This is a genomic window from Paralysiella testudinis (genome assembly GCF_016894345.1).
Taxonomy (GTDB): domain Bacteria; phylum Pseudomonadota; class Gammaproteobacteria; order Burkholderiales; family Neisseriaceae; genus Paralysiella; species Paralysiella testudinis.
Genome location: NZ_CP069798.1, coordinates 2629103 through 2643924, shown reverse-complemented (window position 1 = coordinate 2643924; position 14822 = coordinate 2629103). Strand labels below are relative to the sequence as shown.

General features: G+C 54.8%; 13 protein-coding genes and 1 pseudogene. 7 read left to right on the top strand and 7 right to left on the bottom strand.

What is annotated here, in order from left to right; translation table 11 throughout:
• The first annotated feature begins 67 nt into the window (after positions 1 to 67).
• Entirely contained in the window at positions 68 to 1561 is a 1494-nt protein-coding gene (locus JQU52_RS13405) for an efflux transporter outer membrane subunit (RefSeq protein ID WP_230338963.1), read from the top strand.
• Positions 1562 to 1665: 104 nt separating this feature from the next.
• Here the strand turns inward: JQU52_RS13405 and JQU52_RS13400 are convergent, their stop codons facing one another.
• The 3 genes and pseudogenes from JQU52_RS13400 to nirK all read right to left on the bottom strand — a co-directional run.
• Positions 1666 to 2361, bottom strand: a complete 696-nt coding sequence (locus tag JQU52_RS13400; protein ID WP_230340597.1) for a formylglycine-generating enzyme family protein — start codon at positions 2359 to 2361, stop codon at positions 1666 to 1668.
• Between the two features lie 263 nt (positions 2362 to 2624).
• Entirely contained in the window at positions 2625 to 2972 is a 348-nt protein-coding gene (locus JQU52_RS13395) for a c-type cytochrome (RefSeq protein ID WP_230340596.1), read from the bottom strand.
• A pseudogene (gene nirK / locus JQU52_RS13390) lies at positions 2955 to 4085 on the bottom strand (copper-containing nitrite reductase); the annotation flags it as partial. The pseudogene nirK and the gene JQU52_RS13395, both read right to left, overlap by 18 nt.
• 273 nt (positions 4086 to 4358) lie before the next feature.
• Here nirK and JQU52_RS13385 point away from each other — a divergent pair.
• Positions 4359 to 6599, top strand: coding sequence for a nitric-oxide reductase large subunit (locus JQU52_RS13385; protein WP_230338962.1), 2241 nt, complete (start codon positions 4359 to 4361; stop codon positions 6597 to 6599).
• A 28-nt stretch (positions 6600 to 6627) separates the two neighbouring features.
• On the opposite strand, the gene tadA is transcribed toward JQU52_RS13385, so the two are convergent.
• Together tadA and JQU52_RS13375 are read right to left on the bottom strand one after the other, a co-directional pair.
• Positions 6628 to 7368, bottom strand: a complete 741-nt coding sequence (tadA, locus tag JQU52_RS13380) for a tRNA adenosine(34) deaminase TadA (protein WP_230340595.1) — start codon at positions 7366 to 7368, stop codon at positions 6628 to 6630.
• A gap of 179 nt (positions 7369 to 7547) precedes the next feature.
• Positions 7548 to 7970 carry a Spy/CpxP family protein refolding chaperone gene (locus tag JQU52_RS13375; RefSeq protein ID WP_230338961.1) on the bottom strand — a complete coding sequence of 141 codons (423 nt, stop codon included), beginning with the start codon at positions 7968 to 7970 and terminating at the stop codon, positions 7548 to 7550.
• A 129-nt stretch (positions 7971 to 8099) separates the two neighbouring features.
• On the opposite strand from JQU52_RS13375, the gene rpe reads away from it, so the two are divergent.
• The gene (gene rpe, locus JQU52_RS13370; RefSeq protein WP_230338960.1) at positions 8100 to 8786 is read left to right on the top strand and encodes a ribulose-phosphate 3-epimerase; all 687 of its coding nucleotides are present in this window, start codon (positions 8100 to 8102) and stop codon (positions 8784 to 8786) included.
• Between the two features lie 117 nt (positions 8787 to 8903).
• Here the strand turns inward: rpe and JQU52_RS13365 are convergent, their stop codons facing one another.
• Entirely contained in the window at positions 8904 to 9581 is a 678-nt protein-coding gene (locus tag JQU52_RS13365) for a DUF1345 domain-containing protein (RefSeq protein ID WP_230338959.1), read from the bottom strand.
• A gap of 190 nt (positions 9582 to 9771) precedes the next feature.
• A complete protein-coding gene (cadR, locus tag JQU52_RS13360) occupies positions 9772 to 10227 on the bottom strand; it encodes a Cd(II)/Pb(II)-responsive transcriptional regulator (RefSeq protein WP_230338958.1) in 456 nt (151 codons plus the stop codon).
• Positions 10228 to 10316: 89 nt separating this feature from the next.
• On the opposite strand from cadR, the gene JQU52_RS13355 reads away from it, so the two are divergent.
• From JQU52_RS13355 to JQU52_RS13340, 4 genes are all read left to right on the top strand, one after another.
• Complete coding sequence (locus tag JQU52_RS13355) at positions 10317 to 12605, top strand: heavy metal translocating P-type ATPase (protein ID WP_230338957.1); 2289 nt, start codon at positions 10317 to 10319, stop codon at positions 12603 to 12605.
• 68 nt (positions 12606 to 12673) lie between these two features.
• Complete coding sequence (locus tag JQU52_RS13350; protein ID WP_230338956.1) at positions 12674 to 13228, top strand: DUF3841 domain-containing protein; 555 nt, start codon at positions 12674 to 12676, stop codon at positions 13226 to 13228.
• Positions 13229 to 13734: 506 nt separating this feature from the next.
• On the top strand, positions 13735 to 14079 hold the full coding sequence (locus JQU52_RS13345) for a DUF4288 domain-containing protein (protein WP_230338955.1): 345 nt from the start codon (positions 13735 to 13737) through the stop codon (positions 14077 to 14079).
• Positions 14076 to 14768, top strand: a complete 693-nt coding sequence (locus JQU52_RS13340) for a hypothetical protein (RefSeq protein ID WP_230338954.1) — start codon at positions 14076 to 14078, stop codon at positions 14766 to 14768. Before JQU52_RS13345 ends, JQU52_RS13340 begins: the two co-directional genes overlap by 4 nt.
• Positions 14769 to 14822 lie beyond the last annotated feature (54 nt).

Genomic DNA, 14822 nt, shown 5'->3' with positions numbered 1-14822 from the left:
CTGAAACTGCATTAAGATGCAGATTATATTGGCTAGGCATGGCGCTTGTAGGCGTTACGAAATTTGAATGATAGGGGCGGGCTTGATGCCCGCCCGTGTGCCGCCCATTCTTTCAGGCAGCCTTAATCTGTTGAAACCGCAGGAATACGAAACCATGCAAAATACCTTGGTGCGCAAAAGCACAAATATGGCCGCCAGCGTGGCCGCTGCATTGCTGCTGGCCGCTTGTGCCAGCAGCACCACGCCCTATGCCGAGCAACAGCTGGCATCCGCACACATGCTCACGCCGCAGCAAGTGGCGGCGCAATACCAAGTCGACACTGCTTGGTGGCGTATTTATCAGGATGAGCAGCTCAACCGGCTGGTGGACACCGCGTTGGCCAATAATGTGGACTTGAAAAAAACCGCCATCACCGTGGAGCAGGCACGCTATAGCGCCGGCCAAGCGGCCGATGCCTTGTTCCCCACCAACAACAGCAAAGGCACTGCCGCGCGCACGGTGAGCAAAAACCTGAAAGAGGGTGGCTCCGCCAGCAACCAATTTGAGAGCAGCATCAGCTTGGGTGTGAGCTACGAGCTGGATTTGTGGCAAAAAGTGCGTGCCAGCGCCAATGTGGCGGCTTGGGAATACCAAGCCAGTGCGCAAGACTTGGCCACCGCCCGTTTGGCCTTAATCAATAGCGTGGTGGACGGCTATTTCCAGCTGGCGTATTTAGACGAAGCGATGCAGCTTACCCGCCAAAGCATAGACCAATACCGCGAAATCGCCCGCATTGCCGACAGCCAATACCGCCACGGCAAAGTGGCCAGCATCAATCCGGCCAATGCGCAGCAATCGCTGCTGGGTGCGCAAGAAAGCCTGCTGAGCTTGCAGCAAAGCCGCAACCAGCTGGAGCAAAGCCTGCGCAATCTGCTTAATCTGCGCCCTGGCGACAGCTTGGCCATCAATCCTATTCGCCTGGCGGCATTGCCCGCCACCCAAGTGGATTTGAATGTGCCCTTGCAAGTGTTGGCCAACCGCCCCGATTTGCAGGCCGCCGAATACCGTTTGCACAAAGCTTGGTCTAGCCAACAAGTGGCGCAACGCAGCTGGTATCCGAGCATCAGCCTGGGCGCAGCGGTGAGTGCTTCTGCCAATGATGCGCAACGGGTATTTAGTGTGCCGGTGGGCATGGGTGTGGTGAGCCTGAACTTACCGTTTCTGGATTGGCAAACCTTGCGCTGGCAAAATAAACAAGCCGAAGCTTCATTTGCCGCGGCCAAGCTGGATTTTGAAAAAACGCTCACCAGCGTGCTGAATGAGGTGGACGGCCACTACCGCCAATACCAAATCAGCCGCGAAACCTTGGCCAGCGCCGAGCAGCGCTATGTTTACGATCAAAAAAGCAGCCGCTACCACCGCGTGCGCTACCAACAAGGCGTGGAGTCCTTGAGCGACTGGCTGGCTGCCATGAACACCGAATTATCATCGGCACAATCGCTGCTCAACCAACGCTACACCGTGCTGCAACGCGAAAACCTGATTTACCAAGCCATGGCCGGGCGCTATGCTCCGCGTTGAATGAAATGCTTTTGAAGCATTAAGCAAAATAAAAGGCTGCCTGAAAACGTGCTAATCCGTTTTCAGGCAGCCTGTGTTTATACCAATCAATATCAGCAAAATCCTTATTTAGCGCAACGAAACCCCAAGCTATTTAAGGTGAATTTGGCTTGCAGGCTGGAGCGGAAGCCGTAGCGCATAAAGGCGGCGTAGTCGCCCGGGTCGGCGGTGCCGCCGCCGGCGCCGCAAAACATGCCTTCTGCGGCTTTGGCATTGCGGGAGTCACCGCCGAGCATGCTGGCGTTGTTAAAGTCTTCGGTCCATTCCCAAATCAGGCCGTGCAGATTGTGCACGCCCCAGTAGTTGGCGCGGTCTTGGCCGACGTTTTGCATCGGGCTGTGGCTGGCTTTGCCATACCAGTTGAGGATTTTTTGGCGGTAGCCGGCTTCTTGGCTGCCGTCGGCACGGGTACTGGAGGCGCGGGCGGCGTATTCCCATTGCAAGGTGTCGGGCAGTTTTTTGCCTTGTGCTTGGCAATAGGCATGGGCGGCAAACCAAGAAATATAGGTTACCGGTTTGTTGGCGTCTTCACGGCGCGGGGCATAGCCGTTGCCTTGTTTTACCCAGTGGTACAGATATTGTTTTTCGGCAAACACGGCTTGCACGCGGCCACGCTGCCATTGCGGCTGTTGGCGCACAAAGGCGGCAAACTGGGCGTTGGTAACTGGTTTTTTGTCCAGCAGAAAGTTGTCTACTTTGGATAAAGGCGCATCGGCGGCCAGATACAGCGGGCGGAAGCTGCCGCCGCGAATGGCGGCCATGTTGTTGGCGGCGCTGGCCGGGGCGGGCAATAACAAGATGGCGGCGGCCAGTGTGCAATACAGGGGTGTGTTGCGGGTGAGGGAGATGGGCGATTTCATCAGTGTGTCCAGTGATAAAGGCTGCCTGAAAGGTTTTGGCGTTGCAATCAACCTTTAGGCAGCCTTGTTGTGGATATTGCGCTTGGTGTATCCATTTAAAATAGAGTGCGTAGATACGGTTATGCTGCACTAACCGTATCTACGCAGTTCTACGCCGTGATTGTTTATTTAGCGCTGCGCTGTTTGGCTACCTGAGCCGGGGTGATTTCGCCGCCTTTATTGCCCCAATTATTGGCCACATAGGTTAATACATTGGCCACTTGTTCATCGTTCAGCGCGGTGGCGGGCATTACGCTGTCGTACACTTCGCCGTTTACAGTGATTTTGCCGCTCAAGCCTTTGAGTACGGCTTGGATGCCGCGGTTGTAATCGGCATTAAAGTAGTCTGATTTGGCCAAGGGCGGGAAGGCTTTGGGCACACCTTGGCCGTTGGCTTGGTGGCAGGCTAGGCAGTTGGCTTCGTAAATGCCTTTACCCAATTTGATGCGCTCTTCTTTGTTGGCGGCTTGCACTTGCGGTGCGGTTTCACCTTTGCCGATGCTTTGGGTGGCGGATCCTTCGGGCAGGTAGACCGAATCTTTTTGTTTGCCGGAGAAGATGGTTTTGTTTTCTGGGCCTTCCACATGAATAATGCCCAAGGCACCTTTGTTAAAGGCACGGAAGATGGAATGGTCTACCATCACCAGTTCGCCCGGTACATCGGCTTTAAATTCGGTAATCGCCGCGCCGCCGGCCGGCACCAGCGTGGTTTGAATATTGTGGGTGGCCGCGGTGCCGGCTTCTTGGTATACGGTGTCGAAAATTTCGCCAATCACGTGGAATGAAGACACCAGATTGGGGCCGCCGTTGCCCACAAACAGGCGTACGGTTTCGCCCACTTTGGCCTGCAATGCTTTGTCACCGCTCATGGAACCGACATGGCCGTTGAACACCACATAATCGGGCTGCTCTTTCACTGCTTTTTCCATATCAAACGGCTGTAAGCCTGCTTCGCCATACGCGCCTTTGGTGTAAAAATCGCCCTGCATCACATAGTATTCTTTGTCCACTTTGGGCAAGCCACCTTTTGGCTCCACCAAAATCAGGCCGTACATGCCGTTGGCAATGTGCATGCCCACCGGTGCGGTGGCGCAGTGGTAAACATATAGGCCGGGGTTTAGCGCTTTGAAGCTGAAAGTAGAGGTGTGGCCGGGCGCGGTAAACGAGGCTGCCGCACCGCCGCCGGGGCCGGTTACCGCGTGTAGGTCGATGTTGTGCGGCATTTTGGAATCGGGGTGGTTGGAGAGGTGGAATTCGATTTCATCGCCCTCACGTACGCGGATAAACTGGCCGGGCACATCGCCGCCAAAAGTCCAATACATATAATCCACGCCATCGGCCATGCGCATCACTTTTTCTACCGTTTCCATTTTCACCACCACTTTGGCGGCGTAATCGCGCTCAATCGGCGGCGGCACATTTGGTGCTTGGGTGAGCACGGCATCAATTACTGGCAGCTCACCCGTTTGGGTAGCCGCGGCGCTGGCAGCCGGTGCAGAAGCGGTTTTTGCAGCATCATCGGCACCGCCGCAGGCGGCAAGGCTGAAAGCAGCAGCAATCAATAAGGCGAGGGTTTGGCGGTTCATGGCGTTCCTTCTTTCTTTTTATCGGGCTGGATAACGTTTTTTTACATTGTCGGCTTTTGGCTGGATTTTTCTTTGATTTAAGTCAAAATATTTATTTAAAATATATCTTTTATATTAATATTATTTTCATGCAGCCTAATTGTTGTTTTATTTTATATAAATATCAATTAATTGTTTTGTTTTTTAATATGGGTATTGCTGTGGTGTTTTTGTGCTGATACAATTCTTAACATTCATTATATATGAATGTAAATCCATATTAGGGAGCAAACCATGGGACAATACAAAAAACTTTGGTATTTGTTGATGGCCGTGCTGGCGGTAACATTTGCCATCCTCGGCTATTTCGGCAATGAGGTGTATAAGCAGGCACCGCCAATCCCAGAGCAATACGTTACCACCGACGGCAAAGTGGTGTTAACGCGGGAAGACATTCTGCAAGGGCAATCGGCTTGGCAAAGCACCGGCGGTATGCAGCTGGGCTCTATTTGGGGCCATGGCGCGTATCAAGCGCCCGACTGGACGGCCGATTGGCTGCACCGTGAAGCCGAGGCATGGCTTGACATCAGCGCACAGCAGCAATTCGGGCAGCCGTTTGCCGCGCTGGACGACACTCAACAAACGGTATTAAAGGCGCAGCTGGCCAAAGAATATCGCGGCAATCAGCAAAACGAGCAGGAAACTGTGGTGCTGTCAAACGCACGTGCAGCGGCGATTGCGCAAACCGGGCAGTATTATCAGGCTTTGTATGGCAATGATCCGGCGCTGAAAAAATCGCGCGAGAGCTTTGCCATGAAAGACAACACCTTGCCCGATGCCACCGCGCGCGAACGCTTGACCAACTTCTTTTTCTGGACCGCATGGGCCGCCAGTACCGAGCGCCCGGGCAGCGAAGCTACTTATACTAATAACTGGCCGCACGAGCCTTTGGTCAACAACCACCCCACCACCGAAAACATTATGTGGTCGGTGGCCAGCGTGGTGTTTTTGATTGCCGGTATCGGCTTTTTGGTGTGGGGCTGGGCTTTTTTGCGCAAAGAAGACGAAGCCGAAGCCAAAGCGCCGCAACAAGACCCCATCAGCCAATTGGCGCTCACGTCATCGCAAAAAGGCTTGGCCAAATATGCGTTTTTGGTGGTGGCCTTGTTTGTGGCACAGGTGTTTTTGGGCGGCTTTACCGCGCATTACACCGTGGAAGGGCAGCAGTTTTACGGTTTTGACGTATCGCAATACTTCCCCTACGCTTTAGTGCGCACCTGGCATATTCAAACCGCCTTGTTTTGGATTGCCACCGCCTTTTTGGCCGCCGGCTTGTTTTTGGCGCCCATCATCAATGGCGGCAAAGACCCCAAAGGCCAAAAGCTGGGTGTAGACCTGCTGTTTTGGGCGTTGGTGATTGTGGTGGTGGGTTCGTTTACGGGCAACTACTTTGCTCTGGCGCACCAATTGCCGGCACACTTGAACTTCTGGTTCGGCCACCAAGGTTATGAATTTATCGACCTGGGTCGCTTCTGGCAGATTTTGAAATGGGTGGGTATTTTGTTCTGGTTGGGCTTGATGTTGCGCGGCACTGTGGGCGCATTCAAACAGCCGGGCGACAAAAACCTGTTGGCGCTGTTTGTGGCTTCCGTGATGGCGGTTGGCCTGTTCTACGGCTCCGGCCTGTTCTATGGCGAACGTACTAATCTGTCGGTGATGGAATACTGGCGCTGGTGGGTGGTGCATTTGTGGGTGGAAGGCTTCTTTGAAGTGTTTGCCACCGCGGCACTGGCGTTTATCTTTGTGAGCTTGGGCTTGGTGAGCAAACGCTTGGGCACGGCCGCTGCCTTGGCTTCTGCCTCCCTGTTTATGGTGGGCGGCGTGCCCGGCACTTTCCACCACCTGTATTTTTCCGGCACCACCACGCCGATTATGGCCGTGGGCGCCTCATTCAGTGCATTGGAAGTGGTGCCGCTGATTGTGCTGGGCTATGAAGCATGGGAACACTGGCGCTTGCAATACCGCACCGATTGGATGCAAAAACTGAAATGGCCGCTGTATTGCTTTGTGGCAGTGGCATTCTGGAATATGCTCGGTGCCGGTGTGTTTGGCTTTATGATTAACCCGCCGATTTCCTTGTACTACATCCAAGGTTTGAACACCACGGCAGTACACGCCCACGCGGCCTTGTTTGGGGTGTATGGATTCTTGGCCATCGGTTTTGTGCTGCTGATTATGCGCTACCTGCGCCCGGATGCGCTGTTTGACGACAAGCTGATGAAAACCGGCTTTTGGGCACTCAACATCGGCTTGGTATTGATGATTGTCACCAGCTTGCTGCCGATTGGTATTTTCCAAGCACACGCCAGCATCAGCCAAGGCTTGTGGTATGCCCGCAGCGAAGGCTTTATGCAGCAAGATTTCCTGCAAACCTTGCGCTGGGTGCGCACCATTGGCGACGTGGTGTTTATTATCGGTGCTGTGGCTATTGCTTGGCAGGTGTGTCGGCTGGTGTTTAAATGCCAACGCCAATAAATTTATATTGCAATACAATATCGGTATTTTAAGTTAAATCACTCTGGGCGCTGGTGCGGCGGTGTTGAAAAAAGCGTTGTAGCAGCGAGCGTGCTTCGTCGGCCAATACGCCACCCAATACCGCTGTGTGCGGATTTAAGCGTTTGTCGGCAAACAGGTTGACCACGCTGCCGGCGGCGCCGCTTTTGGGTTCGGGCGCGGCAAAAATCAGGCGGCGGATGCGCGCCTGCATAATGGCGCCGGTACACATGCTGCACGGCTCCAGCGTAACATACAAATCGCAATCATCCAGCCGGTAATTACTCAATGCTTGGCTGGCGGCGGATAGGGCGCAAATTTCGGCATGGCGGCTGATATTGTGGTCGGCCACGCAGCGGTTAAAACCGCGGCCGATAATCTGGTCTTGGTGCACCACCACGGCGCCCACCGGCACTTCATTGTTGGCCAGAGCCTGTTCCGCTTCAGCCAGTGCTTGGCGCATCCAGTATTGCATTTGCGCTGGCGGGTCGAACACGGCCACCGGCGGATGTTGCTTGATGCGGTGGCGCCAATATTGTTTTTCCCCGGTATCTAAGCTACCCGGCGCACGGTTTTCGGCCACGGCCACCAATTGCCACAACACCGATTCGGTAATGGTGAGCCCAGCGGCTTTCAACAACAAAAAAGCCTTGTCCGCCCCCGTTTGGCGCAAAGCAGCTTGGTTGGCAATGCCGAGCTGTTGCAGGGCAGCCAAGGTTTTGGGGGCAAATGGTGGGGTTTGCAAAAGCATCATGGGTGGGGCAGTAAAAGCAATTCAATTAAAGATGGATTGAAGGAGTCATGCCGCCACCTTGTTTCAGGCTGCCTGAAACAAGGTGGCGGCATGACTTTATCCGTATCGCAGTATAGCAGCTGCGGCCATAAAAAAGCCGCATCATGATGCGGCTTTTTAAGTGGGGCTGGCGGTGATTAGCGTAGGCAGTTGCGCAGCCAGTCTTGGCGTTGCTGCGGATTGAGCACTTGCAAAAATGCGTGCTGCACTTTGAGCTCGTCCACTTCCATCTGCATGCGCGGGGTGTATTTTTCCAGTACATAGCGTCTGGCTTGGTTGTCGTCGAATTCGGGTTTGGTCAAAATATGTGCGATTTGGTTCATGCGTGCATTTTGCACATAGCCAGCATTACTCAGGGTATTGTCGGTGGCATTTTTGTGTTCCATGCGGATAAAGCGCAGCTTGGCTTTTTGAATCGGCGTCAAATCCAATTGACGCATATCGCAATTGGGTTGTCGGTCGTCGGCATAAGCGGCGGGAATGGCGCCAACCAAGCCCAAACCTAAGCAGCAAACCCAGCGTTGAAAATACAGTGAATGAAACACGCCCATCCTACCCATGGTTATTGTTATGGCGCGAGTATACAACAGACGGTGTGAAGCACGTATAATGGCCGTAAACTTGCGTAAATTAAGCCCTGCCTGTGCTTTCAGGCAGCCTGAAAACCCTTATTGATGTATTGATGCTTTATGACCGATTACCGTATTGCCCCCAGTATTTTGTCGGCCGATTTTGCCCGTTTGGGCGAGGAAGTGTCGGCGGTGATTGCCGCTGGTGCCGACTGGATTCACTTTGATGTAATGGACAACCATTACGTGCCGAACCTTACTTTCGGCTCCATGGTGTGCCAAGCGCTCAAGCCTTATGCCACCGTGCCCATGGATGTGCACTTGATGGTGGAGCCGGTGGACGCCATGATTGAAGCATTCGCCCGCGCCGGTGCCGACATCATCACCTTTCACCCCGAAGCCACCCGCCATATCGACCGCAGCCTCAGCCTGATTAAAGACGCCGGTTGCCGCGCAGGCTTGGTGCTGAATCCGGCCACGCCGGTGTATGTGCTTGAGCATGTGTTGGACAAGCTTGACGTAGTGCTGCTGATGTCGGTAAACCCCGGTTTTGGCGGCCAAAGTTTTATCGAGCAAACGCTGGTGAAAATAAGCCAAGTGCGCTCGTTGCTGGATATGTACTACGGCGAAAGCGGCCAGCGCATTTTGCTGGAAGTGGACGGCGGCATTAAAGCCGACAATATTGCTGCCGTGGCCGCTGCCGGAGCCGATACCTTTGTGGCTGGCTCCGCCATTTTCGGCCATGCCGACTACGCCGCCCAAATTGCCGCCATGCGTGCAGCACTGGCTGGTGTGGTGCATCCCTGAGTGGGTGCAGTTAAAATCACCTCAACGCTTTATCAGCAATACCAAGAATCACTGTTCATTCACCCGCTGCGGCTGGCGTTTACATGCCAAGCCGCAGCGGTTTTTTTAGGTGTGCCGCTAGCCGCCAATCAACCCCGATGCAATATTGACCAGCAGCGAGAGCACCGCCACATTGTAAAAAAACGCCAACACGCAATGCAGCAAACCCACGCGCCGCACGGCAGAAGAAGCCAAGCTCACATCGGCGGTTTGCCCCGAAGTGCCGATAATGCAGGCGAAGTAAACAAAATCCCAATAATCCGGCTGCGGCTTGCTTTCCGGAAACAGCAAACACGGCGCCTGCCCGTTTATCACATCGCGGTAATACATGCGCGCATAGTGCAGCGCAAACATCACGTGCGTAAACAGCCACGACAAAAAAATCGTTACCACCGTGAGCAACACATGCGCGGCGCGCGCCATGCCGTGCGCTTGCTGGCTGATGCCCAGCTCCAGCGCAATCGCCAGCAGCGACATCGCCGCCGCGCCCGCCGTGAGCAGCAAAATCGTGCGCCCGCCCTCGTCTTCCAAATGCGCCCGCGCCAGCAAAGTTTGCTTGTCGGCGGCATGCATCAGCGCAAACACCAAGCCCAAATACATCGCCACGCCGATATCAAACGCGATAATCGCCCGCGTCACCGCCGCCAGCGGCAAAGACAGCACTTGCAATACCAACCACGCCGACATACCGGCGAGCAAGCCCAGCAGCAAACGGCGGCGATAGCGCCAGATGGAAAAAAACGGGTTTTGCGACATGAAGGTTTCCTTTGATTGATGAATGCTTTATTTTCAATAACGTGAAGACCAATATAGGGTGCGCCATGCGCACCATTCAGCGGCAGCTCAAAATGGATAGCCCAATCCCATTCGGTGGGGACGGGATTTTACGGTTTCAGGCAGCCTTGGTATTTAAAATCCGGTGCGCATGGTGCATGCTTACATACGCTCAAGCCAATGGTTTTGCCAGCCCGCTGTGGTGTTGGGCAGGTGCAGTTGAGCCATCGGCAACGCTGTTATCCAAGCTGCGTAAGATGCCGCAATCGCGGTTGGTGTGGGCGGCTTGGCATTGGCGGCGCAGTTGGATCAATTGCTGCTCCAGCGCTTTGAGCTCGGCCACGCGCGTTTGCACATGGGTGATGTGTTCATCAATCAGGCTGTTGATGCTGGTGCAGCTGTCGTTGGGCGCGGCGCGGGCGTGCAGCAGCTCGCGGATTTCCTGGCGCGTCATTTCCAGCGTGCGGCAGCGGCGGATAAACACCAGCCGCTCCAGATGCGCGGCGCCGTATTCGCGGTAGTTGTTGGCCGGATTGCGCCCGGCCGGAGGCAGCAAGCCTTCGTGTTCGTAGTAGCGGATGGTTTCCACCGGGCAGCCGGTTTGTTTGGCCAGTTCGCCGATTTTCATGCAATTTCCTTTGCGCTTGACCCTGTAGCTGCTACAGGGTATTTAATGGCGATTCTATACCGAAACAGGCAGACAGGAAAGGAAACGCCATGAGCCGATGCGGCCAACCCCCACATTCTGCAACACACGCACACCAAGATAAACCGGACACCGCCGCCAGCTGCGGCCACAACCATGCGCATCAGCACGCCGAAGCTGCCGCAAACGAAAGCGCTTGCTGCGGCAGCCATAATCACCCGACAGCAACCCCGCTTATCCCGCTGGCGGCAACAACGGCGGTAGACGGCCATATTCAAACCGCCATACGCATTATGCAGATGGACTGCCCCACCGAAGAAGCGCTGATCCGCAAAAAGCTGGATGCAATGGCGCAAGTGCGCAGCCTCGAATTCAACCTAATGCAGCGGGTGCTTACGGTGGTGCACACGCCACAGAGCCTTGAGCAGATATTGGCGGCACTGCGCGCGCTCGGCTTTGAGCCGGAATTGGCCGATGGCAGCGGCAAGCCGGCGCAGGCAGTAGAAAGCAAAAAGCCGCTGTGGCCGTTGATGATTGCCGGGGTGGCGGCGCTATTGTCGGAAAGTGCCGGCTGGCTGGGCTATGCGGCGTGGCTCAGCGCCGCGCTGGCGCTGGCGGCGGTGGCCTTATGCGGCTTGGGCACGTATAAAAAAGGCTGGGTGTCGATAAAAAGCGGCAGCCTGAATATCAATGCGCTGATGAGCATTGCCGTTACCGGTGCCATTATGATTGGCCATTGGTCGGAAGCGGCGATGGTGATGGTGTTGTTTACGCTGGCCGAATTGATTGAAGCCCGCTCGCTCGACCGCGCCCGCAGCGCCATTGCCGGGCTGATGTCGCTGGCACCGGATACGGCCACCGTGCAGCAAGCCGATGGCAGCTGGCAGGAAATGGCCGTGGCCAACGTAGCAGCAGGCAGCATGGTGCGGGTGAAGCCGGGTGAGCGCCTCGGGCTGGACGGCGAAATCGTGCGCGGCCGCTCCACGGTAGACCAAGCGCCGATTACCGGCGAGAGCCTGCCGGTGGAAAAAAGCGTGGGCGATGCCGTGTTTGCCGGCACCATCAACCAAGCCGGTTCGCTGGAATACCGCGTTACCGCCGCCGCCAGCCATTCTACTTTGGCACGGATTATCCATGCGGTGGAAGAAGCGCAGGGCGTGAAAGCGCCGACTCAGCGCTTTGTCGACCGTTTTGCCCGCATTTACACGCCCGCCGTGTTGCTGATGGCTGTGCTGATTGCCGTGGTACCGCCCTTGTTGCTAAACGGCGCATGGGGCGAATGGGTGTATAAGGCGCTGGTGTTGCTGGTGATTGCCTGCCCGTGTGCGCTGGTGATTTCCACCCCGGTGAGTATTGTTAGCGGGCTGGCGGCCGCTGCGCGCAAAGGCATCCTAGTGAAGGGCGGCGTGTATCTGGAGCAAGGCCGCAAGCTGAAATGGCTGGCGCTGGACAAAACCGGCACGCTCACCCACGGCAAGCCGGTGCAAACCGATTTTGCAGTGCTGAATAATAGGCTGCCTGAAAGCGGGCAAGTGTTGGCAAGCTCGCTGGCTGCCCGCTCCGATCACCCTGTTTCGCAAGCGATTGCCCGCGCGGCGGCCGAGCAAGGCATCACCGCACAAACGGTGCACGAATTTACCGCACTTGCCGGGCGTGGCGTGCAAGGCGAAATCGACGACATCCATTATGTGTTGGGCAACCACCGCTTGATTCACGAGCGCGGGCTATGCAGCGCCGAGTTGGAAAACTGTTTGGCCGCGCTGGAGCGCGAGGGCAAAACCGTGGTATTGCTGGCGGATGAAACGCAAGTATTGGCGCTGTTTGCCGTGGCCGACACGATGAAACAAAGCAGCCGCGAAGCCATTGCGCAACTGCACCAACTGGGCATCAACACCGTGATGCTCAGCGGCGACAACCCGCACACCGCCGCCGCCATCGCCGCCCAAGTCGGCATAGACCGCGCTTATGGCGACCAGCTGCCGCAAGACAAACTGGCCGCGGTGGAAAAGCTGGCTGCCGAAGGCGCGGTAGGCATGGTGGGCGACGGCATCAACGATGCGCCTGCCTTAGCGCGCGCGGATATCGGCTTTGCCATGGGCGCCATGGGCACCGACACTGCCATTGAAACCGCCGATGTGGCGCTGATGGACGACGACTTGCGCAAAATCCCCGCCTTCGTGCGCCTATCCCAAGCCACCCATGCGGTGTTGGTGCAAAACATCGTGTTGGCGCTGGCCATCAAAGCCGTCTTCCTTGCCCTCACCATTGCCGGACTCGGCACCATGTGGATGGCCGTGTTTGCCGATGTTGGCGCCAGCTTATTGGTGGTGGGCAATGGCTTGCGCTTGTTGCGGAAATAAGCATCGCCCGGCTACGCTTATCAAGCGCACCCACGCAGCTTGTATCATGATTAAAGGGATAAACGCCGATGCTAATCAAACTATGGACTGTGCGCCCGGCTAGCGATTATGCGCTGTTGCAACAACAAGGTTTTTATAGCGCCGACAGCCGCTATGTGCTACCTGAAAGAGCAGCGGCTTATCGGTGGATGGCGCAGCAGTTGGCCGAAAAAACCCCGACACCCGCCGGGGTGGATTTTCCTTTGTGGGCATGGTGTCGGGCGCATGGCAGCAGACAGCCCAAACCCGATTTAAGAAAACGCGACCATCTGGAAAAAGGCCAGCCGGGTGTGTGCATTGAATTTATGCTGCCACAAGCGCAGGTATTGCTCAGCAGCTTCGACGGCTGGCATGCCGTGTTAAACAACCATTTCTTCTCGTTAGGCGATGAAGAATACGAATACCACGAAAGCTTGCAAACCCGATTGCCACCCGCAGCATTGGCGCGGGAAAAGCAAAAAAGCTGGCTAAGGATTTTTGATTTAGACTTGCTGCCTGAACCGGCGGTTTATGAAGTGCAGGCGGTGTTTTGGCGGCTGGAGCTGGCTTCGGTGGTGAAGGTGGATTATTTTGTGGCGCGGTGATGTTGCTGGATAGGATGAATAGTTGTGTTAGTTATCGGCAAAGAGAATAAGCTCTAAATTATGGAATACGTTTTTAACTAAAGATACGCACATGCTTATCAAAGCTGCCTGAAATGCAAAATCGTCATTGCGTTGATATATTTCTATATCGTTTTACTTTGCACTTCATGGCCGTTCGGCCACTTACTTTTTTTGCTTCGCCAAAAAAAGTAAGTAAAAAAAGGCGACCCCGGTTGCAGGTTTGGCTACGCCAAACTTCCCTCACTGCACATGCTTTTGGCGGTGCTCGCGAGTCGCTTCGCTCCGGACCGCCCTTGTTTCCGCCAAAACCACGTTCCGTTCGGCTGCGCCAAGGGAAAAGCTGCACGGGTTATACGTTTCAGGCAGCCTGAACAAAATAGTTTGTAAATGGGCACTTTCATCATTAGAGTGTATAACTTAAAGTTTTTAATTTGGGTTAACTCATTCCAAACTGTTTTTTGCAACACAATAGGAGCGTTGTTCGTATGAATATGAATAAAAGATTAGCGCATTACATTTGTGTTTGTTTGTGTCAAACCAAGGGAGATGATCCTCGCCCTACCGATATTGAGGAACGATTTGTGTTGTTTGTGGCGGAAAGTGAACAACATGCTTGGGAAAAAGCAGAGGCTTTGAAAAAAGTGCCGTATGAGTTTATCAATATTGATGGCTATGCTATGAGTAATAGGGTGCTGGAAATCATTGATGTTGCTCCTGTTATTGATAATACTTTCCAGGATGGCGCTGAGTTATACAGCCGATATTTTGATTCAGGCAAACTGATGCAATACCGTTGTTTTGAGCCTCATTTAAATAAGGTGGAACCATGAGTAAGCTTGTTCTTCATTCTCTAAAAGCTGCTTTTGTTACGGTAGTGATTTTTATCGGCAGTGGGCTGTTCATCCCAAAGGTCGAAGCACAAAACATGCCGTTTCGCAGCAGCCTGCATGACGCGGCTTTAAGAGAGGCTTTGAGCGATTCGGTGCTTAGCTTGGCACAAACAGCCGGCGCCGCTGAAGCCGGCTCACCTTGGGCGCAATGGCATGTGCGCCATGTGCACCTATCGGCTTTAGAGTGGGGCAAAAAAGTGCTGTGGCACGATGCGGCAGGCCACCCGAGCCAAGGCGCTTATTATCGTGACGGCACCCTCAAACCACTGGCTTGGGCCAAAGAAGCCGACATTACGGTGGGCGGCGATCAGCAGAACATGTATGGCATGTATTGGATGGTGTATCTGCGCGATGGCGACAGCCTGATTGCCAGCGATTACCGGCCGCTGCTGCAACAATGGCTGCCTGAAGGCACAAAAATCGTGCAAACCCACGGCGAGTGCCCACGCAACAGTGAAGATGCCGAGTATATGTCTGCCCAAATCTATCAGCTAACCTTGCCGGATAAAAAGCCCTTGTGGGTGGAAGTGGGCGCCTTTGGCAAGGCCGACTACAGCCCAGCACCCAACCTGACCTTTGACTTTGCCCTTAGCCCGCCGCCGCGCTGGGCATGTTTGGAGCCATTGTAGTCGTCATTTTTCGCTATACCTGTTTGCAAGATAGGGCGTAGGTACGGTTAGGCG